The sequence below is a fragment of the Pseudochrobactrum mosebachae genome, assembly GCF_048914685.1.
GTDB lineage: Bacteria > Pseudomonadota > Alphaproteobacteria > Rhizobiales > Rhizobiaceae > Pseudochrobactrum.
In genome coordinates, this window is sequence record NZ_CP128408.1 from 1,836,396 (window position 1) to 1,858,268 (window position 21,873).

Consider the following 21,873-nt stretch of genomic DNA (forward strand, 5'->3'; position numbering starts at 1 on the left):
GGAGCTTTTGCGGGTTACCACGTCTGTCGGTTGTACCAATCATCAATGTCTTTTTTGACGCGGTCTTTCTCAATGCCGTAACGTTCCTGAATTTTCCCTTCAAGCTGATCACGGCGACCGTTCACTTGATCCAGATCATCGTCTGTAAGATTGCCCCACTGCTCTTTGACCTTTCCTTTGAACTGTTTCCAATTACCTTCAACTCTGTTCCAATCCATGGGATTTCTCCTTCGTTTATGGTGCTTGTACAGTTAGCTAACGATACAAAATCAAAATAGTTCAAAAATAATTCGAAACATTTCTCTGATCTTTTACAGCGGATTTTTCTGCGTGCCCCTATCGGTTGATTGAAAGAAGATAGAGCAATTCAAGGAACAAAGGGCTTTCTCTGCCATTCCTTTAAGGAGTGGTGATCGTGTCAACCGAACGTGATGGCAGCGGAAAACACTATGATTTTTTCGGTTTCTCATAGTGGCCAACGAAATGGCAGACGAGTTTCTACCCCATCCGGTCACTGCTCACTCCACCACACCATAGATACTTTTGGGAGAAAGCCGTGACACAGTTCTTTGATAAATTACAACAAGCAAATGATACTGCTGAAAGACAACGAAAGCTGCAGAAAGAAAACCCGGATTCTGCAAATGATCGGTCATATGCCTCACAAACAGGAGCGCGGGATTATACTGTTCCGCCATTTCCGAAGCAACATATTCCTAAACCCGGTGAGGAGACCGCCCTCACACCGGCACCAATGTATGATGCGCCTTACTATAAAGGCTCAGAGAAACTGAAAGATAAGGTTGCACTGATTACCGGTGGGGATTCTGGTATCGGCAGAGCTGTTGCAGTTCTCTACGCTCGTGAAGGGGCTTCCGTAATTGTGCTCTATCTTGAAGAAGAAAATGATGCTGCTTACACGCAAAAACTGGTTGAGCAGGAAGGGCGCAAATGTCTGCTTATCAAAGGAGATGTTCGTGATCTGCAATTTTGCAAGGACGCAATCGAGCAGGCTATGACAAGTTTTGGGCAACTGGATATTCTCGTTAATAATGCCGCGTTTCAGCTCCATGCGGATCATTTTAGAGATCTATCTGCAGAGCATTTCGATGAGACCATTAAAACCAACCTTTATGGCTACTTCAATATGACAAAGGCTGTTCTGCCTCATCTGAAAAAAGGCGCATCCATTATCAATACCGGATCTGTAACCGGTTTGAGAGGCAGCAAAAATCTGGTTGATTACTCAATGACAAAGGGTGGGATCCATGCTTATACACGGGCTTTAGCTGCTAATCTGCTGCCTGAAGGCATTAGGGTAAATGCTGTGGCACCAGGGCCTGTCTGGACGCCGCTCAATCCTGCAGATCAAGCAGCTTCGGATGTTGCACATTTTGGGTCCGATACGCCGATGAAAAGACCTGCACAACCAGAAGAGCTCGCTCCTGCTTATGTATTCTTGGCCTCTGAGCAAACCGCAAGTTATATCACGGGTGAAATTCTCCCCGTTATTGGCGGCTACTGAATATGAATATCAGTGGTCACAAGCCGCAGACACAGCCGGTAATTATCAATTTTCCGGCTGTGTTTGTAGTGAATGTGGCGCTTCTTGCGGTGTAGGGTTTTGTGTGGTGGGTCTGTTAATCATCCAAACCAGAAACAAAATCAGCAAGACTGCTAAAATCAGATAAGCACTTTTCATATTCTTCACTCCTTGGGACGAGTTGCACCCACTGCATTCAGCTAGCGCATACAAACATACAGCTGTAAAAGCAGCTGGAGCGGGCGGGATCCTTACGATTAAACACGCCGTATCAGGCAAGCCGTATAATTTGCTAACTTATGGAAGCCAGAATAGTTCCGTAAGCTGTTTTAATGCTCGCCGGAGCGTTCTTTATGGGCAGCATGTTCTTCGATTTTTTCTTTTAATTTCTGTAGTTTTTCTAAAGGCATATGCTCAATGCCTATGAAATCTTTATCTGCATTTTTCACAACATCGATGAGCTCATCAATTTTTGTGTGTAGCGCGCAGGAATCTCTGTTCTGAGAGTTTTGAATAAGGAATACCATCAAAAATGTAATAATCGTTGTTGTTGTATTAACAACCAACTGCCAAGTATCTGAAAATTGGAATAACGGCCCAGATAAAGCCCAGATAATAATAAATAAAAATGCGATTATAAATGCTGTGTAATGACCTGTTATTTCAGATATTTTCTCGCTGAGTTTTGAAAAATAAGTTCCCATGATTTTCTCCCTTCAGATACACAATGTTTTAAAATCGTAATTGTTCGTTATCTTAGAAAATATTTGGAACAATCCAATTCTCCCCCCGTTAGTTAAGTACCAACAGGAGGAAATATGATGAAAACGAAGCTCTTAATTTTGATCTCTGCGGGTATGTTTGCAACGGCAGGGGCCTATGCACAAACGACCGCACCCGCTCAAAATCCCCCGGAAAGCACTGGTGAAACACCGATGGTTGCGCCGTCGGCTGCTCCAAGCCCACAGGCACCAATAGAGGGTGAAAATAGTTTCACTGAATCTCAGACGAAAGAGCGAATGGAAGCTGCAGGCTATGCTGATGTTCAGACTTTGAACCTTGGTTCTGATGGAATTTGGCAAGCAAAAGCTAAAAAAGATGGCGCCGATGTGAATGTCCGCATGGACTACCAAGGCAACATTACCAGTGAACTGCAGTAATTGAAAAAGGAGATGACAATGAAAAATGTAACAGGACTTTTTGATAATTACTCAACCGCAAAACAGGTGGTCACAGATTTAGAGGCTATTGGTATTCCATCGGATGACATCAGTATTGTCACACATGATGCTAATCGGGAAACGGATGCTGCGGGTGGTGCAGCTGCCGGTGCGGGCATCGGTGCTATGATTGGCGGTGCAGGCGGCTTGCTTGCAGGTTTGGGTATCCTTGCTATTCCGGGAGTTGGTCCGGTTGTTGCAGCCGGCTGGCTGGCGGCAACTGCTGCAGGTGCTGCAGGTGGTGCTGTTGTCGGTGCCGCGACGGGTGGCTTGATTGGAGCACTGATAAATGAGGGTGTATCGGAACAGGATGCCCATATTTATGCCGAAGGCGTGCGCCGTGGCGGAACATTGGTTAGTGCGAAAGTCCCAGATGATAAACATGCACAAGCGCAGCAGATTCTGACACGTGCAAGTATGGTCAATCTTGATGATCGTCGCCGTCATTATACCGAGGAAGGCTGGCAGCGATTTGATCCGGACGCAAAACCCTACAGTGTAGATGAGATTGAAAGCGAACGGTTACGTTATCGCTAAATAAAATACCCAATTAAAGGCAGATTATTCTGCCTTTAATTTTGCATGATTCAGAGGCCAATGCAGGGAGTTATGCTTTGAAAACTTTAGCGGATATTTTTAAGCGCAGTTTGAAGGAAATGTACTACGCGGAGAATATGCTGGTACCGGCTTTGCGAAGGATTGCGGATGCTGCAATAAATGATCAGTTAAAGGTTGTGATAGAGGAACATATTGAGGAAACGACCAAGCATGTTGAGCTGCTGAGACGTGTTTTCCCTTTAATAGGAACCATCGCAGATGGTGAGAAGTGCTTGGCGATCGAAGGATTGATGGAGCAAGCAGACGTTCTGCTCAAAGATGCAAGTGAAGTCGCTTTGAATGCTGGTTTGTTAGCCGCATGCCAATCAATTGAGCATTATGAAATTTCCCGTTACGGAACTTTGCGCGAATGGGCGCGGATACTCGGTTATGAAGAAGCGCATTCTGTGCTTACTAGAATTTTAGACGAGGAAAGAGCGGCAAACAGTAAATTAACAAACTTAGCAATCCGGACGATCAATATGCTTTGACGTGCTTTATGCTGATTGAGTGCCACCGATATCTGGCGTCTCATGTGCTCAAAAAGCTATGTGCTCTGATCATTTTGTCAGATATTTTTCAGCCTCTATAATGTTACCGGCCATATATTTGGGGTCTGCATTCCCTTGTTCAAACATACTGATTATTGCGCGTGCAAGCTGTTCTTTATTCGTGTCTGTTGTCGGGCAACGACCTAATATTCTGCAAACTTCATCATATGTTGATTGCAGAATGGTGACTTGTTCGGGCGTTAATGTTCCGCTGTACTTATTGCCTGAAAATGCCACGATTTTACCTCGCTGACTTGAAATTTATTCTGTCAGTCTGGCCATGCAAACCGGATAAGTCATATCAAGTTTTATATCTGGTCAATACTATTCTTTGATTTAATTATTTGATTTTTCTTTATTTTTCCTGCGTGTTTCAGCAGCTTTTTTCGCAGAGGCAGAGCGTTGCTCGGGTGTTCTGGAGGCACTTGCCTGTCCGCCCTTTTCACCGCCTTTATGCGCAGCGGGATTTCCGGTCTTTTTACCGTATCCTGAGCCGCCTGGCTTGTTTCCACCGCCATCGTCTTTATTCACCGTTGCCCAGGCGCGTGCTTCCGCTTCTTTTTCAGGGACGCCGCGTTTTTCATAGCTAGCAGCAATATGCTCAGCTTTGCGTTTTTGTTTGTCTGTATATTTTGATTTATCTCCTTGGGACATAGCGCTCTCCGTTGATGTGTAATTAAAGCAGGGAGTTTCTATTCAAGCATTTTCCATGGTCTTTAACCTTCCGCTTTGAATTTTAGTGCTTCTTTTAGAAGAACTTCTCTGTCACGGCCGTATTTCTTGATAAGTTCCAAAGCTTGTAATGGAGAAATGTCTGAATTTTCGGCCAGGAATTTGACGTCTTCATCTTCCGTAAGTGGCTCAGTATTCTTGTCTTGTGTCATGTCGGATCCGTTTCTAAATTTCTGAGATTCCCTGCCTGTAAAATGAGTGCTGATAATGAAACAAAGACTGCCCGCATGTTTTGCAGGCAGTCGATTTTTGTTTCTGAAACTATGGTGTTGTGTTTGTTTGAGGAGTAGCCGGGGGCGTTGATGCGGGCATTTCAGGGTTGGCTTCTTTTGCTGCTGCCGCTGGATCAGCGACACCTTCCGAGAAAAGTGATGACCGGTCAAAAGAAGGGGCAGCGCTCAACTCCTCTTTGGTTGCCTTGATAACGAGCCATTTCTTCCCATCACTTCGCATTGCGAGTTGCAGCTGATCAGGGCTAACCGCCACATCTTTTTCACCAACCCCCAGAAAACCACCGACGCCAATAACTGCGGCATCAATCTGGCCATCTGGGCTTGTAATGAGATCATTTAGTTTGCCAACGGATTTAGCGTCGTTTGCATCGCTCTCATAAACACTTTGCCCAATAAAGGATGATACCAGCAACTGCCCCGGTTTTGCTTCTAAAAAGCCGACCTTATTGGTTTCCGTTGCAGTGTCTGATGACTGGCTTCCGAACATATTTTCAGTTTTAACGGAAGTCTGTGGTTGTTGTTCCATGGGCGCATTCGGTGCGGTAGTGGTATCGCTTGTCTGAGCATAGGCCGCACTACCAATAAATAAGGCACACGACGTTGCCAGAAGTGTAGCTTTCAACATAACTATCTCCTTTGCACGTATGTTACATAATGCTAACATTTTTGCGCCGGAATGGTTCCGTGAGCTATGCTATGTTTACGCCCAATTTAAATAAGCACTCATGGCAAAATGTTGATTTTGCCATGAGTGAATAGCTATATTTTCTAATGCAGTGCTGAAAATTTTAGTAACGTATCTTCCACAAATGAAAAGTTATTTATGTATCATCACTTCGGTTGCTTATTCTAAGAGATAAGGCTTAAATTTCGATTGAGAATAAATGTCGGTATCGGTGGTTGCGCGCCCCCGCAACCAAAATCAAAAAACAATCAGAACATAAGCAGCAACAATAAATAAACCCCGAATCTAATCGATCGGGGATATGCGTGTTTCGGAAATTTGTAACTGGCGTATTGTAAAGAAAGCTTTCGGAGAGGGGGCAGTCTTCAAAGTGAAAATGCAACATCCCATATTAGCGGGGTAGGGCATATCTTTTAATAGAAATCAGAATTATAGAGTTTTTTACAAGACTTTGTAGCTTCTTATTTTCAATCAGTCTCTCCAACGCGTTTCATAAAATATCTGCCTTTGTGGGGGTGCGGGGCGGAGGGACTTGATGCAGTGAAAGTATGCAATGTAGTTTCTGTGTCTAAACCATAGAAATGATTTAATACATAGTTGCTACCAAGTGATATAAGTCCCGTTGGTATACTGTGGTTGTTACAAGAAAAATCTGATTGAATAAGCCTTGATAAGCTTGAATGATTGATGATGATACAGAAAATATAGTGTTGAATATTTATTTTTTAGATATGTACGATGATATCATAACAATAAATCAGATAATCACCGTGTTTTTAAATTATACCTCCGAATAACTGAGCTTTCATTTATATAATTTTGCCCGTAAGACAATTTCATTGGGTCATTATAGGCTTGTAGGTGTTTTTGATCGTTTAAAGAGTAAGAATATCAATGATCGCATAGATCTATACTTTATGAATCCATTAGCGCTTACGGATCAGAAAATGAAAAATCCGGTCTTCAGCGCGTTGTTCGACTAATTCATGACCGTCTGTCAGGCAAAAATGCGCAATATCTAACGGGGACAGTGGATCAGTTGTCTCAATTTTGAGCAAGCTGCATGCAGCGAGGCTCTGCAGTTTTTTACGGGTTTTTAAAACAGGTAAGGGGCATTGAAGCCCCTTAAAATCGCAATAAGTTATTGCCTCTGTCAAAGTATTTTCCTGCGCCATTTATTGACCGGTCATGCGGTTCCAAAGAGATTTTTTCTCAGCAGTAGCCACTTCCGGTATGGATTGCGGTAAAGCCATAGGCTCTGCAGGATTGTTCTGCGGTACCGGTGCGGCGGTGGTCACAGAGGCTGTAGCGTTCTGGTCAAGCGCTGGCTGACCAGGTGCTGGGGCTATTACAGCAGTTGTGGCTGTCACTGCTTTTTCCGGCGCTACAGGTGACTGTGCGAGTGCGCTTGGCGTGGTAGTATCCGGTGCGCCCTGCGGTTCTGAAGAAGCAGGAGATAAAGATGGCGGGGTGCGGGATACTTTTTCACCTCGTGCCCGTCGTGCACTCCAATCTGAAACCAGCTTTGCTTCCTGAACGCCCATAATTGACGGGGCAGGTGTTTTCTTTGTCGATTTATTCAGTGCAGTTGAAAACGCAGCATCATAGGTTTTTTGATAACTGGAATAAGCCGACTGGATGGAATCAGGCTGTGACATTGGCGGGCAAGAGGCGGATGCTGATATGCCCTGCTGTCCCGGAAAATTCTGATTGAACACGTAGCGCTTACCACAAACATCGACTTTTGGCGGCACTTTGGTAATTTCGAACTGGTCGTAGCCTTGTTTAAGCATTGTCCAGAAATCATAGTTCGGGTCGCGTTTATAACGTGCCATATTGGCTGCAGTCATACGGAACGGAAAGGCTTGTACCTGAAAATCACGCTGACCGCCTTTGAATGAATCGCGGCCAAAAGCATAAATCTCGGACATGCTCTCATCGGTCATAGAATAGCAGCCTGAAGACGAGCAGGCACCATGAACCATCAAATGTTGGCCGGTACGGCCATTTGCGCGGTCATACGCATTCGGGAAGCCAAGATTGAACGACAGGTAATATTGCGAGTTCGGGTTCATCTGGGCGGCTGATACCGAGTAAAAGCCTTCCGGTGCCTGACGATCACCCTCAACATATTTAGGGCCGAGCTTGCCGGACCATTTACAAATCTCGTAAGAGGCTACCATGTCATAGCGGCCATTGGTCTTCTGTTTCCAGATTTCCAGAACACCTTCTTCTTTGAAGATGCGCGCCATAACAGGCGATGTTTTATTCATGCCTTTTGCTTTGATCTTCGCCAGAACTTTAGACGGCAATTCGCGTTCAGCTTTAGCATCAACTCCGTCAAATACAGAGCCCTGACAACCAGCAAGAGCTACGGTTGCGATAAGCGATGCAAAAATTGCAGTTCTTAATTTCATAAGGTTCACCGGCAAAATATTACGCAAAAGTTTGAACAAATTATTCTGAGGCAGTAAAAAGGCAAATTTTCAGCAGCTGTCAGCCTATTTGTTATTATCGTTGAGTATGATTGACAAAGTGTTGATAACTTAGCGCTGGGCAATATTTACAACATATGGTGCTGTTTGACTATATTACACCTTATACAAAAAGGCCGCGCTATAAACGCGGCCTTAAACTATGTGTTGGAACAATAGCTTGTGGTTCAGAGGTTGCGCCCCATGGCCAAATATTTCTTGCGACGCTCCTGTTTGAGGGTGTCGCCGTCAATACCTTCCATTGATTTCAGTGCGCTGGCAATCACTTCGCCAACATTATCAATGATTGCATTTTTACCGCGATGGGCACCGCCCAGCGGCTCAGGAATCACATTGTCGATGATCTTTAGCTCATGAAGATCCTGTGCAGTAATTCGCATATTCGTGGCAGCATCTTTGGCGCGGGTCGAATCACGCCACAGAATTGAAGCTGCACCTTCTGGTGAAATCACCGAATAAATCGCATGTTCCAGCATGTAAACGCGGTTGGCGACAGCAATAGCAATTGCACCGCCTGAACCACCTTCACCAATAACCACGGTGATTACCGGTACATGCAGCTTCATGCTCATTTCCAGTGCACGGGCAATGGCTTCCGCCTGTCCGCGCTCTTCAGCACTAACACCTGGATAAGCACCGGCCGTATCGACCAAAGTGATCAGCGGCAATTTGAAACGGTCAGCCAGTTCCATGATGCGGATGGCTTTACGATAGCCTTCCGGACGTGGTGAGCCGAAATTATGCTTCAGACGGGTTTTGGTATCGCTACCTTTTTCCTGCCCGAGAATGGCAACCGGCACGCCGTTAAAACGCGCAAAACCGGCCTGAATAGCCTGATCGTCTGCAAAGTTGCGATCGCCGGCCAGTGGTGTGAAGTCTGTAAACAGGCGGTTTACATAATCCAGGCAATGCGGGCGATCTGGATGACGTGCAATCTGCACTTTCTGCCAGGGCGTGAGTTTGCGGTAGAGATCTTTCAGCGCATCATTCGAGCGCTTCTCAAGCCGGCGTATCTCATCGCTCATCTCAACACTGCCGCTTTCCTGCGCCAGTTTTTTAAGCTCGAGAATCTGACCATCAAGATCAGCGACGGGTTTTTCGAAATCAAGGTAATTATACATATGACCTGACTGTTGCGCTCTTGAGACTATATCCGCCAGACTGAAAGGTCTTCAGGCGGGTTTGTCTATCCTATATAGATTGTCTGACAGAAAATTCCATCTGTCGTATATGTTTCTCTTAAACGGCATAACGTCAATCGGCAAGCGGATGATGCATTGCAACCAGTTGATGCAGTCTTTCTTCGAGCACATGGGTATAAATTTGTGTCGTAGAAATGTCCGAATGACCTAATAATTGCTGTACGGCACGTAAATCTGCACCATTTTGCAAAAGATGGCTGGCAAAAGCGTGGCGCAAGACATGGGGCGATACAGCTGCTGCCGGAATACCGGCTCTTGCCGCCAGTGATTTGAGTTCGCGTGCAAAAACCTGACGTGCCAGAAATCCGCTTTCAGAGCGCGCCGGAAACAGCCACTGGTTATCCTGCCATTCGGGAACACGATCTCTTAAATTTAAATAATGCTGCAACACAGCCTGTGCTTTGAGCGATAGCGGCACCATACGTTCCTTGGCACCTTTGCCGCGTACCAGCAAAAAACGCTGATTACTGCGTATAGTCTTGTCTGGCAGGCCAACAAGCTCGGTCACGCGCATGCCGGTGGCATAAAGCAGCTCCAGCAAGGTATGCAAGCGCACCGCATTGAAATAACCGCTCATATCGTCTTGGGGCTGCGCTTCATTCTCGGCCTGTGCCAATAATGTGCCGACAGTGTCTTCGCTCATGATTTTTGGCAAAGCGCGGTTTTTTTTCGGCGCATCGATAATGCCGGTCGGATCATCCATGCGCATAGTTTCCGTGTAAAGGAAGCGAAAAAACTGACGCAATGAGGAGAGGCGGCGTGCCTGTGAGGTGGCCGCAAAGCCCTGCACAGACATATCATCAAGACAAGCGCGGATATCAGCGGAGGCTGCATTTGCAAGCCTGACATTACGCGCGGCCATAAAATCTGCCGCGGTTTCAAGATCACGGCGATAGGATTCCAGAGTGTTTTCTGCAGCACCGCGTTCGGCACTCATCATTTCCAGAAAGGAATCAATTGCAGCATTGGTATCAAGATTGTTCTGCATCTTCTGCCTCTGCCAGCCGGTATCGTGGGTAACACGGCATCTTTATACAATAAGTGTAAACAGATGGGTGAAGAGTGAACAGCTGCTGTGCGATTTAATTTTTCTGAAGACAGGCAGAAAACGGGTGCATTAGCGGGTAGTTTGTAATGCTGTGATGGCAATCATATTGACAATATCCTCGACCGAGCAGCCACGGGATAAATCATTGGCGGGCTTAGTAAGGCCTTGTAATACAGGGCCGATCGCTGCAGCTCCACCAATGCGCTGGGCAATCTTGTAGCCGATATTGGCAGCTTCCAGGTTGGGGAAAACAAAAATATTAGCGTTGCCTTTCAACGGTGAGGCGGGAGATTTGGCAAGGCTTATCGCTTCCACAAATGCTGTATCGAATTGCAATTCCCCGTCAATGCAAAGCTCGGGTGCCTGCGCGCGAACAGAGGCTGTGGCCTCGACAACTTTTGAAACGCGCTCATGCGCGGCGCTGCCGGCACTGGAAAATGATAACATTGCAATTGCCGGATCTTTTGCTGTTAACTGCGTGAAGGATGCTGCCGATTGCATGGCAATCTCAGCCAGCTCATCAGCATTTGGCTCTATAACCAAACCGCAATCCGCGAAGATGAAAGCGCCTTTTTTCTGATGATGTGCTTCACAGAGTAGCATCAGAAAAAAGCTCGAAACCAATTTGGCGTTTTTCGCTTTACCGATAATTTGCAAGGCATGACGTACCACATCGGCAGTGGTGGCGACCGCTCCGGCAATTGTACCATCGGCATCGCCTTCACGTACCATTATGGCGGCATGGGCAAGCGGTGTTTTCACCATCGTATTGGCTTGTATTTGCGTCATGCCCTTTGCCTGACGCAGATCAAACAGCACTTCGCTATAATGCGCATTGCGCTCTGCGGTGGCGGGGTTGATAATTTGTATGTTGTCAGATGTTTCTTTATCCAGCAGCGGTCTGATTTTGAGCGGATCCCCGAGCAGGGTAATGACAGCCAGTTGCTGGCTGGTTGCAGCCATTGCCGCCGTAACAATGCGCGGGTCTTCACCTTCGGCCAGCACAATATGCGCTTGCTTCAGGCGCGCCTGTTCGAAGATTTTTTCAAGCGGCAGCATGGTCGTTCGTCCTCAGCAATGGTGAGAGCAGAGCGCTTTGATTTTTCTTTGAGGTAGAAAAGCGCGCTAGCTGAATTAAACTACGCAATATCGGGCAGAAAGCGGGTTTTCGATTGTACTGATAAGCACCATGCCGGAGGAAGGGGTTTCTCCGGCATGGTTGTTTCAAAATCAGGCTGGTGTTTGCGGACGCATATCAGCCTGACTGATACCTGCCACAACCACCGGTTTTTTCATGGCATCACGGCGGAATGGTTCGCCCAGTTCCTGATTGAGAATAACCTCAATGAAAGTAGTGTTACCGGCTGCCTGATCCTCGATCGCTTTTTGCAATGCCTGTGTCAGTGCTTCCTGTGTGTCCACGGTCACACCCTTGAGGCCGCAACCATCGGCAACTTTGGCATAGCTGAGATTAGGATTGAGCTCAGTGCCGACGAAATTATCATCGTACCAGAGTGTGGTGTTGCGTTTCTCGGCACCCCACTGATAGTTGCGGAAGATCACCATTGTGATCGCCGGCCAGTTTTTACGCCCGATAGAGGTCATTTCATTCATGGAAATGCCAAATGCTCCGTCACCCGCAAAACCGATCACTGGTACTTCAGGGCAACCGATTTTCGCGCCGATAATTGATGGGAAGCCGTAACCACATGGTCCGAACATGCCGGGAGCAAGATATTTACGGCCCTGTTCAAAGGTCGGATAGGCATTGCCGATTGCACAATTATTGCCGATATCGGTTGATACAATCGCATCTTTTGGCATTGCGGCCTGAATGGCGCGCCATGCCTGACGCGGCGACATGCGGTTTGCATCACGCACACGGGCATCAGCATTCCACTTGGTGCCCGGATCATCATCTTCATGATCCATTGATGACAATTGCTGTAGCCATGCGGATTTGCGCTGATGGGTAAGTTGTTTGCGCTCTTCACGACCATGATTACCGGCCGATTTGCCGAGCAGTTCAAGAATCTGCTCTGCGACCTGTTTGGCATCGCCGCAAATACCAACCGAGATCTTTTTGGTAAGACCGATCCGGTCGGAATTAATATCAACCTGAATGATCTTGGCGGCTTTCGGCCAATAATCAATGCCATAGCCCGGCAGTGTTGAGAACGGGTTGAGGCGGGTACCGAGTGCCAGTACCACATCGGCCTTAGCGATCAGTTCCATAGCGGCTTTGGAGCCGTTATAGCCAAGTGGCCCAACCGATAGCGGATGTGTGCCGGGAAAAGCATCATTATGCTGGTAACCGCAGCAAACCGGTGCATCGAGGCGCTCAGCCAGAGCTTTGGATGCCTCGATTGCGCCACCGATAACCACGCCGGCACCATTGAGAATGACCGGAAATTTGGCTTCAGTCAAAAGCTTGGCAGCTTCCAGAATGGCATCTTTGCCGCCTGCAGGGCGTTCTAAACGCACAATCTGCGGCAGATCAACATCAATCACCTGTGTCCAGAAATCGCGCGGGATATTGATCTGTGCCGGTGCACAACCACGCCAGGCTTTTTCAATCACGCGGTTCAACACTTCCGGAATACGGCTGGCATCACGCACTTCTTCCTGATAGCAGACCATTTCTTCAAACAGTGCCATCTGATCCACTTCCTGAAAACCACCTTGTCCAATGGTTTTATTGGCGGCTTGCGGCGACACCAGCAGCATTGGTGTATGGTTCCAGTAGGCGGTTTTAATCGCAGTAACAAAGCCTGTTACGCCCGGACCATTCTGGGCAATGGCCATCCCCATTTTGCCCGTAACACGGGTATAACCATCGCAGATCATCGCGGCATTGGTTTCATGGGCGCAATCCCAGAATGTTACACCGGCCTTAGGGAACAGGTCTGATACCGGCATCATAGCCGAACCGATAATGCCAAAGGCGTGTTCGATGCCATGCATCTGCAAAACCTTGATGAAGGCTTCTTCTGTGGTCATCTTCATGGCGAATACCTTTCTTTTACTAAATAATGGTTTGTTAAAAACCGTATGCGTTTGGTGCTTGGCGCATGGCGCAAAGCTTCAGAGAACTTCGTCTTTCAGGGCGTACCAGTGATACATTGCGCGTTGGCCGATCCTGCGAAACGGCGTCAGCATGCCGTAACTTGGCAAGGGTGAGGTGAAGATCGGCAAATCAAGATTCTGGCCTTTACCTTGGCTCTTACCCGCCATCATTGCGGCCACATGTCGGCCAGCCTGCGCTGAATACATTACGCCATTGCCGCCATAGCCCATGGCGTAATAGAGTTCTTGCTCGGGATCGGGGCGGGTAATACGCGGCATCATGTCATGGCTGACATCGACCCAACCCCACCACGAATAATCGATTTCCACGCCTTTCAGCGCCGGGAATTTGCGATGCAACCCTTTGAGTAACAAATCATAATGCTTTTGGTTCGGCGCATCCGCACCGGTGATGGCGCTGCGGCTGCCGATCTGCATCCGGCCATCCGGCAGAAAACGATAATAATGGCGTAATGTGCGCGTATCTGTCAGCGGAAAGCGTGCCTTCAAGCCGCAAGCTTCAATCTCCTGTGGTGTGAGAACGCGGGTTACAACTGAATTGGACAGCACCGGCATCAACCGGTTGCGCGTTAACGGGTGCAACTGCGGTGAGGTATAACCGGCGGTGGCAAAACACACTTTTTTGGCACGAACCGTGCCACCCGGTGTTCGCAGCAGATAAGAGTTTCCTTGGCGTTCACAAGCCAGAACCGGACTTGAAACATGCACTTTGGCACCGAGCCTGCGCGCCATATTAAGATAGCCAAAGGCAAGCTTTGCCGCATGAATAGCCATGCCATCGGGCTCATACATTGCCCCTTGCGACTCGCGATCACCGACAAAATCATTGAGGACTTCATCACGCGAGAGTATGCGGCTTTTATAGCCAAAGACCTCATTTAACAGCTGCGATTCCTGAGAGAGTTTCGGCATCATTTTTTCACGATGCGCGATATAGAGATGGCCGCCATCCTGCGGTTCACACTGAATATCGGGTTGGGCGATCAGGTCGCGAAATACGTCAAAGGCCTGCGTAACTTCCGCATGCATTTTGCGGGCAACATCAATGCCCCAGCGCGCAATCCAGTCAGAACGCTTGAGCCGGCCGGATGAGATTTGTGCCTGCCCGCCATTACGGGTGCTGCATCCCCATGCAACGCCATTGGCCTCTAAAACGGTGGCTTTAATGCCATGGTCTTTAGCCAAATGAATGGCCGCAGACAGACCGGTATAACCGGAGCCGACAATAACAAAATCGGCATCCATATCGGCAGTTACCGGACCGTCATCTTGTGGCGGTGCGCCGGCAGTATCAATCCAGTAGGTCGGCGCATAGGCGCGGCCATGGCCCGGCGTTTTTGATGTTATGGGATCATAACGCGGATCAAACGGCTCGCGTGCCTTGAAAGGGTTTTGTGCTTGATGATTCATGTGCCGGTTCCTCCACCACCACCTTTGGCTATTATTCTAAGCCGTCAGCAGGGGCCGGTTCTTGCGGAATGCTTGTTTGCGGATGATCTTGCCATTGCTGATGGTGAACAGGTCACAGCCCTGAGCCTCAACACGGGCACCGTCGCTTTGCGTGCCGCTGAATGTCCACTCAGACACAGCGCGGTCACCATGAACAAAATGAGTGTGTACACCCCAGCTGGCATCCGGCATGGCTGCCCATACACCTGAAAAAGCTTTGGCGATGGCGTCTTTACCAATGATGCGGGTGCCGTAAACCTCTGAACCGCCAATGGCGTCGAACACGCAATCAGGGCTGAAAAATGCCATGATGCCATCAATGTCGTGGCGATTAAAAGCATCGAACAGTGCTGTGAAGTCTGCTGCTGTAAGCGTGGATTTTGAAACTGTATCTGTCATTTTATGCTCCGTGCAGGTGTGGTTTCTGGCACCACAAACGCGTAATTTTGGGTAAAGCTATTGCCTGCCCGGCAAAGCATGCCGGGCGCAGTCCGTTCTGTAATTAAGGTCGATAGGCGGGTGGTTATCTGCCGGTTATGCTAGAATGTTCTCGACTTTTTCTGCGATTGATCAGAGTGATACCATCCAGGTTGATTGTAATAATTTCTAAACTTTGCCCTTCCATGGGATCAGTACCTTCTCCATGTATCGGATCAGCAAATCGAAGGCGAAAGCGAAGATTCCGATAACAATAATCCCCATAATCACGGTGTCACTGGCCAGAAACTGTGCTGCATTCAGCACCATGAAACCAAGTCCGCGATGAGCTGCCACCATTTCCGCAGCCACCAATGTGGTCCAGCCCACACCGATGCCGATGCGCATGCCGGTGAAAATCTCCGGCAGCGCTGCTTTCATGATCACCTGTGTAACCACTTGCAGCCGTGATGCACCCATTGCGTAAGCGGCATGGATTTGTTCGGTTGAAACCGAGCGAACACCGGAGCGCGCAGCAATGGCCATCGGAGCAAAAATTGCCAGAAAGATCAGAAACACTTTCGGAAATTCACCGATGCCGAGCCAGATAATAATCAGCGGTAAATAGGCAAGCGGCGGCAACGGGCGGTAGAATTCGATAATCGGATCAAGCACACCACGGGCAAAACTGCTCATACCCATCATGATCCCAATGGGGATGGCGGTTATGCAGGCAAGAAAGAATGCCCCCAGCACACGCGCCAAACTGGCAATTGTGTGTTCCAGCAATGTGGAGTTAGCAACACCATCGGTCGCGGCGGCTATAAATTTATTATAAACCGCGATCGGAGAGGGCAGGAAGAGTGGTTTTACCCAGCCCATTTTGGTTACCAAAAACCACAGGCTTACCAGTATGATAGCCGTAGTCAGACTGATGAGGCCACTATTACCGTCACCCGGAGCACCATAAATCTTGCCAGGTTTAACCGGGCGACCTTTGATTAAGCGATCAAGCATGGGCTAACTCCGGATTTCCAGAGGCTCTTTCATCACCATAGATAATGCTGAGAATGGTTTCCCGCATTTTGATGAAGTCAGGGCTTGATTTGACTGCACGGGCATCTCCGCTTTCCAGAAACCGCTTATTGAAGTCGAGCTCATAAGTGTGGGTAATACGGCCTGGCCGCGGCGACATAACAATCAGGCGTGAACCGAGAAACAGAGCCTCTTCAACGCTGTGGGTGATGAAGAAAAACATTTTATTAGTGAGTTTCCAGACCCGCAGTAACAGTTCCTGAATGGTTTCACGGGTCAGCGCATCAAGCGCTGCCATTGGTTCATCCATAAGCAACATGGCAGGATCGCAGGTCAGGGCGCGGGCAATGCCAACACGCTGCTGCATACCGCCCGAAAGCTGGTAAATCTTATGGTTGTGAAAGTCTTGTAACCCGACCAGTGCGAGATTTTTTGTTGCACACTCACGGCGTACCGCTTTGGGAACACCACGTAGTTTCAAGCCGAATTCAGTATTGTCGATAACATTGAGCCATGGCAGCAAAGCGTGTTTTTGAAAGACCACGCCGCGTTCAGCACTTGGGCCGCGCACTTGTTTGCCGCCAAGGGTAATTTCGCCAGATGACGGGATCATAAACCCCGCCATCAGATTGAGAAGCGTGGTCTTGCCGCAGCCCGACGCACCCAAAGCGACAACGAAATCGCCGCTTTCAATTCGTAAATTAACGCCCTTAAGGGCGATCACTGCTTCTTCTACATACAGCCCCGGATAAGTAAGGCTAACATTTGACACGTCTAGGGTTTCCATGACGTTGCCTTTCGGTAACGATGGTATCAATGAGCGGCAAGAACCGCCGGCGAAAAGTAAAAAGACGCTATTTCGCGGCGCTGGATGCGTATGAGCCGTTTACATGCGGGCTATAATCATCGAGCGCAGCATCGAGTTGTTTTTGAGTAACCAGAAATTTTGCGCTTTCAGTGAGTGAACGCAGGGCGCCGGAATCTTTGCCGCCACCAAGCCATGTTGCTGAGGCCTGTTCTTCAGCTGTCGGATAAGACAGCAATGCCATAGCGCCCGGAATATCTTCCGCATTACCACCAATCAGTTTGACCATGCCTTTGATCTGGTCGGATCCGGCTGTCCATTGGCTGCTATTGGCTTTGTAATCGGCATAGGCTTCAGCCAGTACACCGGTAAATGCGGTCATGAATTCGGGATTAGCTTTGGCAAAGCCTTTATCTGCAACAAGTCCGTCAAAGGTCGGTACACTTTTGGCGCCAATTTCTTCAGAGTCAGCAATGACTTTGCCGCTCTTTAGAATTTCCGATAATGCCGGTGGCCAAACATAGGCCGCATCAATATCACCGCGCTGCCATGCGGCAACAATCTGCGGTGGTGTCATGTTCAGAATCTCAACCTCACGCGGGTTGATTTTCCAGACATCCTGCAAACCGACAAGAAGATGGAAATGGGCTGTGGACACAAAAGGCACGCCAACCTTTTTCCCCTTCATGTCTTCCGGCTTTTCGATAACGGAACCTTCACGGGCAACAAGTGCTTCAGATTTTCCGATATTGTCGAGAATCCAGAACAGCTCCATATCCACGCCGCGTGTACTGGCAGCGGCAATACCGGTTGAGCCAATAACGCCGATCGGCACATTGCCGGAAGCGAGCGCGGTGGAAATATCCCCACCGGAAGAAAATTGACGCCAATCAATCTTATAGCCGGCTTTTTGGGCGGCGGCATCGAAACGACCGTCAGCAATTGCTGTCAGAAATGGTCCGACAATCTGCTGATAACCTACGACAACACTGGTTTCCGCATAGGCCGCGCTGGTCAAAAGGCCGGCTGTAAAAACAGATCCTATAAATATTTTTGATGCTTTATTGATGTAGTTCATGGAGTTCCCCTTCCATTTGCAGAGCTATTTCAAGGCTGCGCTATGACTGTTGGCTTTTGCCAATCTGTTGTGCCACGCTTGAACGATAGTCATGATGCGGCATTTGTCTTATATCCAGAATAGAGAGTGAATAAGTCCAGTTGAATGGATGCGTTAGCGCAGACCAAAATATGTTAATGAATTGAAATAAAATATAATTCGTAATCATAGACACACAAGCATTGTCAGGTCAGAATTATGCTGAGCGGAGTGTGAGCATTTGAAGTCAGCTACAGTTTCTGAAACAACGTTTTTTTTGGATCGCTCAAGCCGTACGGGACTACAATCTCAAATCCGGGAAATTATTGTATCTGCAGTGCTTTCAGGGCAGGTTATACCCGGCGCTAAGCTGCCCTCAACGCGCAAGCTCGCCGATTATCTCAATATATCCCGCTTGACGATTACCCTTGCCTATCAGGAGCTGGCTTTTCAGGGCTATCTCGAGGTTAAGAACCGTAGCGCCTATCATATTTCAAAGACCCCTCCGATCAATACTATCGGTCATGAATATGAGCTGCAAAGTGGCGAAGCGGTGGACTGGGACGCTAAAATACGTCCGGGTTTTTCGATTGCCAAAACAATCCGCAAACCATTGGATTGGCGCAGTTATAAATATCCGTTTCTGTACGGGCAGATGGATCACACATTGTTTGATCTGGCAGGTTGGCGCGATTGTGCAAGGCGTGCATTGTCGCGTGAAGATTTTGCAATGATGGCGGGTGATTTTGCAGCTGAAGACGATATTGAACTTGTAAATTATATCCGCTCACGCACATTGCCCAGCCGTGGTATTCGTGCGGAAGCGGATGAAATTCTGGTCACTGTGGGCGCGCAAAATGCGCTCTGGATCGTCACGCAGCTGTTATTATCAAGTAAATCTCATGCGGTTTTTGAAAATCCTGGACATCCTGATATTTTAGCGACTCTCCATTTAAGTGGGGCGCGGGTTACTGCCTTGGACGTGGACGGAGATGGTTTGCCACCTGAAAAACTGCCACGAAATATTGATGCGGTCTTTGTCACGCCCAGCCACCAGTCGCCAACTGCCGCTACCATGCCACGCCCAAGGCGGATAGCCTTGCTGGAAGCTGCCGCAGAGCAGGATTTCGTGATTGTTGAGGATGATTACGAGTTTGAAATGAGCTTTTTGCAACCGTCGACGCCCGCTCTGAAGTCGTTGGATAAATATGGCCGGGTTCTTTATGTCGGCAGTTTTTCCAAGTCCTTATTTCCGGGGCTAAGGTTAGGCTATTTGGTGGCACCAGCACCCGTTATCCGGCAGGCGCGGGCATTGCGTGCCTTGATGTTGCGCCACCCGCCCGGCCACTTACAACGCACTGCTGCCTATTTTCTCGGGCTCGGCCATTATGATTCCGTTATTCACCGGATGCGTATGGAATATCACAAGCGCCATATTGTGATGGTTGAAGCTTTGAAAAATGAAGGGCTGCACATCGCCGGAAAATCGGCTTTTGGCGGTACTGCGTTTTGGATTGAGGGACCGAAAAAGCTTGATGCAGACCGGCTGACGCGGGAGTTACGCGAGAAAGGAATATTGATTGAATCCGGATCACCCTTTTTCGCAGGGCCAAGCCAGCCTTGCCGGTTTTTCCGCATGGCTTATTCTTCAATTGTACCAAACCGCATTGCCGAAGGCGTTGCTATGACTGCAGCTCATATAAAAAAGCTTAACTTGTAATCTTTTCAGGGAGTGCATTTTTCGTTGAAGCAGAAACACTGCTCTATCTGTTTGTTTAAACGCAGTTTCGAACGGAAAACCGGTTCCCACTTTTCCTGAAACCGCTCTATGTAGGTGGCGGGTTATCTGCAGGTTGCTCTAGTATCTTATGTGCGGGAATGCGGATAATGACCTCAGTTGTCACCGGTTTAACCCAGCTTACAAGCGCCAGCATCACTGCGTAAATGATTGCTGCAATCACAGCCACTATGATGATGAGGCGGGTGAGGGTAGGCATGTGGTTTCAATCTTTCTCAGCATATTCGTGCGCTCTTAGAGCGGGAAATGTTCAGGTTCGATCACAGCGCGCGCTCTAGATATTAGAGTTTTCGCATTGTCATACCTATCAAGTTGATTCAACTTGATAGTGAAATGTTCTAGCCTGTGCAGGCATCGAACATGAGGCCCTCATTCGATAATGCATTGATTGTCTCAATAAAACCTGACTAAAAACAAGAAAGGCCCGGTGAAAACCGGGCCTTCTGCATTCATAAAGTAGCAAAATTACATATGAATTGGCTTGCCATAGGTGGCCATTGCAGCCTCACGCACGGCTTCCGACATGGTCGGATGTGCGTGGCAGGTGCGTGCCAGATCTTCTGAAGAGCCACCAAATTCCATCAGCACTGTCAGTTCGTGGATCATTTCACCGGCATTGTAACCAAGGATATGAGCGCCGAGTACTTTGTCAGTTGCTTTATCAGCCAGAACCTTCACAAAACCGTCTGTCTGCTGCATAGCGCGTGCACGGCCATTGGCTGTGAACGGGAACTTACCGATTTTATAGTCAATACCGGCAGCTTTGAGCTCTTCTTCAGTTTTGCCTACTGAAGCCACTTCAGGCTGTGTATAAACGACGCTTGGAATAACATCGTAATTCACATGGCCTTTTTGACCGGCAATGATTTCAGCAACTGCAACGCCTTCATCTTCAGCTTTATGCGCAAGCATTGGGCCCTGCACTACGTCACCAATGGCATAAATACCGGCAATATTGGTCTGCCAATGTTCATCAATCGCCACACGGCCACGATCATCAAGCGATACACCGGCTTCAGCCAGACCAAGACCATCGGTGTATGGACGGCGACCTGTAGAAATCAGCACGGCATCGGCTTCAATGGTTACAGCATCGCCGCCTTTAACCGGCTCGAAAGTAACCTTGGCGCCGGCACCGGATTTTTCAACGCCGGTCACTTTGGCGCTGAGTTTGAAATCAATACCCTGCTTGGCCAGCATACGCTGGAACTGCTTGGAAACTTCGCCATCCATGCCGCCAAGAATCTTGTCGAGATATTCGACAACAGTTACTTTAGCGCCAAGACGTGACCATACGGAACCAAGCTCCAGACCGATCACACCACCGCCGACAACAACCAGATGTTCCGGAACTTTGGTGAATTCGAGCGCACCGGTTGAGGAGACGATGATTTTTTCGTCGATATCAACTTTAACACCCGGAATACCTGCAACATCAGAACCGGTGGCGATGATGATGTTTTTGGTTTCGAGTTCTTTAACTGAACCGTCTTCTGCGGTGACAGAGACTTTGCCTGCTGCAACAACTTTACCGGTACCGATAAAGGCTTCGATTTTGTTTTTCTTGAACAGGAATTCAACACCGGTCGTGTTTGCTTTTACTGTTGTGGTTTTGTGTGCCTGCATCTTTTCCAGATTGAGCTTCAGAGCGCCGATTTCAACACCAAGCGCATCAAAGGAATGACCGGCTTCAGCAAAAACTTCAGAAGCGTGCAGCAATGCCTTTGAAGGGATACAGCCTACATTGAGGCAGGTGCCGCCAAAAGTGCTGCGCTTTTCAATTACAGCCACTTTCAGACCAAGCTGAGCAGCTTTGATAGCAGCGACATAGCCGCCTGGGCCGGTACCGATGACAACGACATCGTAAGACATTGTGGGAT

General features: G+C 48.2%; 25 protein-coding genes. 5 read left to right on the forward strand and 20 right to left on the reverse strand.

Translation table 11 applies throughout. The features are described 5' to 3' along the window. Window positions 1-14: 14 nt before the first annotated feature. On the reverse strand, window positions 15-218 hold the full coding sequence (locus tag MP213Fo_RS08375) for a CsbD family protein (RefSeq protein WP_421088594.1): 204 nt from the start codon (window positions 216-218) through the stop codon (window positions 15-17). A 338-nt stretch (window positions 219-556) separates the two neighbouring features. Between MP213Fo_RS08375 and MP213Fo_RS08380 the strand changes: the two genes are divergently transcribed. After that, on the forward strand, window positions 557-1,525 hold the full coding sequence (locus tag MP213Fo_RS08380; protein WP_421088595.1) for an SDR family oxidoreductase: 969 nt from the start codon (window positions 557-559) through the stop codon (window positions 1,523-1,525). A 45-nt stretch (window positions 1,526-1,570) separates the two neighbouring features. On the opposite strand, the gene MP213Fo_RS08385 is transcribed toward MP213Fo_RS08380, so the two are convergent. Next, window positions 1,571-1,702 carry a hypothetical protein gene (locus tag MP213Fo_RS08385; protein WP_421088596.1) on the reverse strand — a complete coding sequence of 44 codons (132 nt, stop codon included), beginning with the start codon at window positions 1,700-1,702 and terminating at the stop codon, window positions 1,571-1,573. Window positions 1,703-1,872: 170 nt separating this feature from the next. After that, window positions 1,873-2,247: a low affinity iron permease family protein gene (locus MP213Fo_RS08390; RefSeq protein ID WP_421088597.1), complete on the reverse strand. Its 375-nt coding sequence runs from the start codon at window positions 2,245-2,247 to the stop codon at window positions 1,873-1,875. 117 nt (window positions 2,248-2,364) lie between these two features. Here MP213Fo_RS08390 and MP213Fo_RS08395 point away from each other — a divergent pair, with 117 nt between their 5' ends. From MP213Fo_RS08395 to MP213Fo_RS08405, 3 genes are all read left to right on the forward strand, one after another. Continuing rightward, a complete protein-coding gene (locus MP213Fo_RS08395; RefSeq protein ID WP_421091075.1) occupies window positions 2,365-2,703 on the forward strand; it encodes a PepSY domain-containing protein in 339 nt (112 codons plus the stop codon). An 18-nt stretch (window positions 2,704-2,721) separates the two neighbouring features. After that, entirely contained in the window at window positions 2,722-3,300 is a 579-nt protein-coding gene (locus MP213Fo_RS08400) for a general stress protein (protein WP_421088598.1), read from the forward strand. Window positions 3,301-3,377: 77 nt separating this feature from the next. Next, a complete protein-coding gene (locus MP213Fo_RS08405; RefSeq protein WP_421088599.1) occupies window positions 3,378-3,851 on the forward strand; it encodes a ferritin-like domain-containing protein in 474 nt (157 codons plus the stop codon). A gap of 69 nt (window positions 3,852-3,920) precedes the next feature. On the opposite strand, the gene MP213Fo_RS08410 is transcribed toward MP213Fo_RS08405, so the two are convergent. From MP213Fo_RS08410 to tauA, 15 genes are all read right to left on the reverse strand, one after another. Then, a complete protein-coding gene (locus MP213Fo_RS08410) occupies window positions 3,921-4,148 on the reverse strand; it encodes a hypothetical protein (RefSeq protein WP_421088600.1) in 228 nt (75 codons plus the stop codon). 99 nt (window positions 4,149-4,247) lie between these two features. Further along, window positions 4,248-4,565 (reverse strand): plasmid stabilization protein, encoded by a 318-nt coding sequence (locus tag MP213Fo_RS08415; protein ID WP_421088601.1) that lies wholly within the window; start codon window positions 4,563-4,565, stop codon window positions 4,248-4,250. Between the two features lie 62 nt (window positions 4,566-4,627). Further along, window positions 4,628-4,795 (reverse strand): hypothetical protein, encoded by a 168-nt coding sequence (locus MP213Fo_RS08420; protein WP_421088602.1) that lies wholly within the window; start codon window positions 4,793-4,795, stop codon window positions 4,628-4,630. A gap of 109 nt (window positions 4,796-4,904) precedes the next feature. Further along, window positions 4,905-5,501, reverse strand: coding sequence for a PRC-barrel domain-containing protein (locus MP213Fo_RS08425; RefSeq protein WP_421088603.1), 597 nt, complete (start codon window positions 5,499-5,501; stop codon window positions 4,905-4,907). A gap of 986 nt (window positions 5,502-6,487) precedes the next feature. Continuing rightward, on the reverse strand, window positions 6,488-6,736 hold the full coding sequence (locus MP213Fo_RS08430) for a sulfurtransferase TusA family protein (protein WP_421088604.1): 249 nt from the start codon (window positions 6,734-6,736) through the stop codon (window positions 6,488-6,490). After that, a complete protein-coding gene (locus tag MP213Fo_RS08435; protein ID WP_421088605.1) occupies window positions 6,737-7,978 on the reverse strand; it encodes a hypothetical protein in 1,242 nt (413 codons plus the stop codon). Between the two features lie 245 nt (window positions 7,979-8,223). Beyond that, complete coding sequence (locus tag MP213Fo_RS08440) at window positions 8,224-9,177, reverse strand: acetyl-CoA carboxylase carboxyltransferase subunit alpha (RefSeq protein WP_421088606.1); 954 nt, start codon at window positions 9,175-9,177, stop codon at window positions 8,224-8,226. 133 nt (window positions 9,178-9,310) lie between these two features. Beyond that, a complete protein-coding gene (gene xerD, locus MP213Fo_RS08445) occupies window positions 9,311-10,246 on the reverse strand; it encodes a site-specific tyrosine recombinase XerD (RefSeq protein ID WP_421088607.1) in 936 nt (311 codons plus the stop codon). A gap of 129 nt (window positions 10,247-10,375) precedes the next feature. After that, complete coding sequence (gene pta / locus MP213Fo_RS08450; RefSeq protein WP_421088608.1) at window positions 10,376-11,365, reverse strand: phosphate acetyltransferase; 990 nt, start codon at window positions 11,363-11,365, stop codon at window positions 10,376-10,378. Window positions 11,366-11,536: 171 nt separating this feature from the next. Beyond that, entirely contained in the window at window positions 11,537-13,312 is a 1,776-nt protein-coding gene (gene xsc, locus MP213Fo_RS08455; protein WP_421088609.1) for a sulfoacetaldehyde acetyltransferase, read from the reverse strand. Between the two features lie 78 nt (window positions 13,313-13,390). Next, a complete protein-coding gene (locus tag MP213Fo_RS08460; RefSeq protein WP_421088610.1) occupies window positions 13,391-14,803 on the reverse strand; it encodes an NAD(P)/FAD-dependent oxidoreductase in 1,413 nt (470 codons plus the stop codon). 36 nt (window positions 14,804-14,839) lie between these two features. Then, the gene (locus MP213Fo_RS08465) at window positions 14,840-15,241 is read right to left on the reverse strand and encodes a nuclear transport factor 2 family protein (protein WP_421088611.1); all 402 of its coding nucleotides are present in this window, start codon (window positions 15,239-15,241) and stop codon (window positions 14,840-14,842) included. A 207-nt stretch (window positions 15,242-15,448) separates the two neighbouring features. Then, a complete protein-coding gene (locus tag MP213Fo_RS08470; RefSeq protein WP_421088612.1) occupies window positions 15,449-16,276 on the reverse strand; it encodes an ABC transporter permease subunit in 828 nt (275 codons plus the stop codon). Further along, window positions 16,269-17,081, reverse strand: coding sequence for a taurine ABC transporter ATP-binding protein (locus tag MP213Fo_RS08475; RefSeq protein ID WP_421088613.1), 813 nt, complete (start codon window positions 17,079-17,081; stop codon window positions 16,269-16,271). The genes MP213Fo_RS08470 and MP213Fo_RS08475 overlap by 8 nt, the downstream gene beginning before the upstream one ends. 67 nt (window positions 17,082-17,148) lie before the next feature. Beyond that, entirely contained in the window at window positions 17,149-18,177 is a 1,029-nt protein-coding gene (gene tauA / locus MP213Fo_RS08480) for a taurine ABC transporter substrate-binding protein (RefSeq protein ID WP_421088614.1), read from the reverse strand. Window positions 18,178-18,436: 259 nt separating this feature from the next. Here tauA and MP213Fo_RS08485 point away from each other — a divergent pair, with 259 nt between their 5' ends. Then, a complete protein-coding gene (locus MP213Fo_RS08485) occupies window positions 18,437-19,915 on the forward strand; it encodes a PLP-dependent aminotransferase family protein (RefSeq protein WP_421088615.1) in 1,479 nt (492 codons plus the stop codon). A gap of 106 nt (window positions 19,916-20,021) precedes the next feature. Here MP213Fo_RS08485 and MP213Fo_RS08490 read toward each other — a convergent pair whose 3' ends face one another. Continuing rightward, window positions 20,022-20,192 carry a histidine kinase gene (locus MP213Fo_RS08490; protein ID WP_421088616.1) on the reverse strand — a complete coding sequence of 57 codons (171 nt, stop codon included), beginning with the start codon at window positions 20,190-20,192 and terminating at the stop codon, window positions 20,022-20,024. 266 nt (window positions 20,193-20,458) lie between these two features. Continuing rightward, the gene (lpdA, locus tag MP213Fo_RS08495; protein ID WP_421088617.1) at window positions 20,459-21,865 is read right to left on the reverse strand and encodes a dihydrolipoyl dehydrogenase; all 1,407 of its coding nucleotides are present in this window, start codon (window positions 21,863-21,865) and stop codon (window positions 20,459-20,461) included. Between the last annotated feature and the right edge of the window lie 8 nt (window positions 21,866-21,873).

What these genes read in the sequence shown, in the direction of transcription:
- MP213Fo_RS08375 (WP_421088594.1), bottom strand. Translation starts at nt 218, where the DNA reads ATGGATTGGAACAGAGTTGAAGGTAATTGGAAACAGTTCAAAGGAAAG.
- MP213Fo_RS08385 (WP_421088596.1), bottom strand. Translation starts at nt 1,702, where the DNA reads ATGAAAAGTGCTTATCTGATTTTAGCAGTCTTGCTGATTTTGTTTCTG.
- MP213Fo_RS08390 (WP_421088597.1), bottom strand. Translation starts at nt 2,247, where the DNA reads ATGGGAACTTATTTTTCAAAACTCAGCGAGAAAATATCTGAAATAACA.
- MP213Fo_RS08395 (WP_421091075.1), top strand. Translation starts at nt 2,365, where the DNA reads ATGAAAACGAAGCTCTTAATTTTGATCTCTGCGGGTATGTTTGCAACG.
- MP213Fo_RS08400 (WP_421088598.1), top strand. Translation starts at nt 2,722, where the DNA reads ATGAAAAATGTAACAGGACTTTTTGATAATTACTCAACCGCAAAACAG.
- MP213Fo_RS08415 (WP_421088601.1), bottom strand. Translation starts at nt 4,565, where the DNA reads ATGTCCCAAGGAGATAAATCAAAATATACAGACAAACAAAAACGCAAA.
- MP213Fo_RS08420 (WP_421088602.1), bottom strand. Translation starts at nt 4,795, where the DNA reads ATGACACAAGACAAGAATACTGAGCCACTTACGGAAGATGAAGACGTC.
- MP213Fo_RS08425 (WP_421088603.1), bottom strand. Translation starts at nt 5,501, where the DNA reads ATGTTGAAAGCTACACTTCTGGCAACGTCGTGTGCCTTATTTATTGGT.
- MP213Fo_RS08430 (WP_421088604.1), bottom strand. Translation starts at nt 6,736, where the DNA reads ATGGCGCAGGAAAATACTTTGACAGAGGCAATAACTTATTGCGATTTT.
- MP213Fo_RS08435 (WP_421088605.1), bottom strand. Translation starts at nt 7,978, where the DNA reads ATGAAATTAAGAACTGCAATTTTTGCATCGCTTATCGCAACCGTAGCT.
- MP213Fo_RS08440 (WP_421088606.1), bottom strand. Translation starts at nt 9,177, where the DNA reads ATGTATAATTACCTTGATTTCGAAAAACCCGTCGCTGATCTTGATGGT.
- xerD (WP_421088607.1), bottom strand. Translation starts at nt 10,246, where the DNA reads ATGCAGAACAATCTTGATACCAATGCTGCAATTGATTCCTTTCTGGAA.
- pta (WP_421088608.1), bottom strand. Translation starts at nt 11,365, where the DNA reads ATGCTGCCGCTTGAAAAAATCTTCGAACAGGCGCGCCTGAAGCAAGCG.
- xsc (WP_421088609.1), bottom strand. Translation starts at nt 13,312, where the DNA reads ATGAAGATGACCACAGAAGAAGCCTTCATCAAGGTTTTGCAGATGCAT.
- MP213Fo_RS08460 (WP_421088610.1), bottom strand. Translation starts at nt 14,803, where the DNA reads ATGAATCATCAAGCACAAAACCCTTTCAAGGCACGCGAGCCGTTTGAT.
- MP213Fo_RS08465 (WP_421088611.1), bottom strand. Translation starts at nt 15,241, where the DNA reads ATGACAGATACAGTTTCAAAATCCACGCTTACAGCAGCAGACTTCACA.
- MP213Fo_RS08470 (WP_421088612.1), bottom strand. Translation starts at nt 16,276, where the DNA reads ATGCTTGATCGCTTAATCAAAGGTCGCCCGGTTAAACCTGGCAAGATT.
- MP213Fo_RS08475 (WP_421088613.1), bottom strand. Translation starts at nt 17,081, where the DNA reads ATGGAAACCCTAGACGTGTCAAATGTTAGCCTTACTTATCCGGGGCTG.
- tauA (WP_421088614.1), bottom strand. Translation starts at nt 18,177, where the DNA reads ATGAACTACATCAATAAAGCATCAAAAATATTTATAGGATCTGTTTTT.
- MP213Fo_RS08490 (WP_421088616.1), bottom strand. Translation starts at nt 20,192, where the DNA reads ATGCCTACCCTCACCCGCCTCATCATCATAGTGGCTGTGATTGCAGCA.
- lpdA (WP_421088617.1), bottom strand. Translation starts at nt 21,865, where the DNA reads ATGTCTTACGATGTCGTTGTCATCGGTACCGGCCCAGGCGGCTATGTC.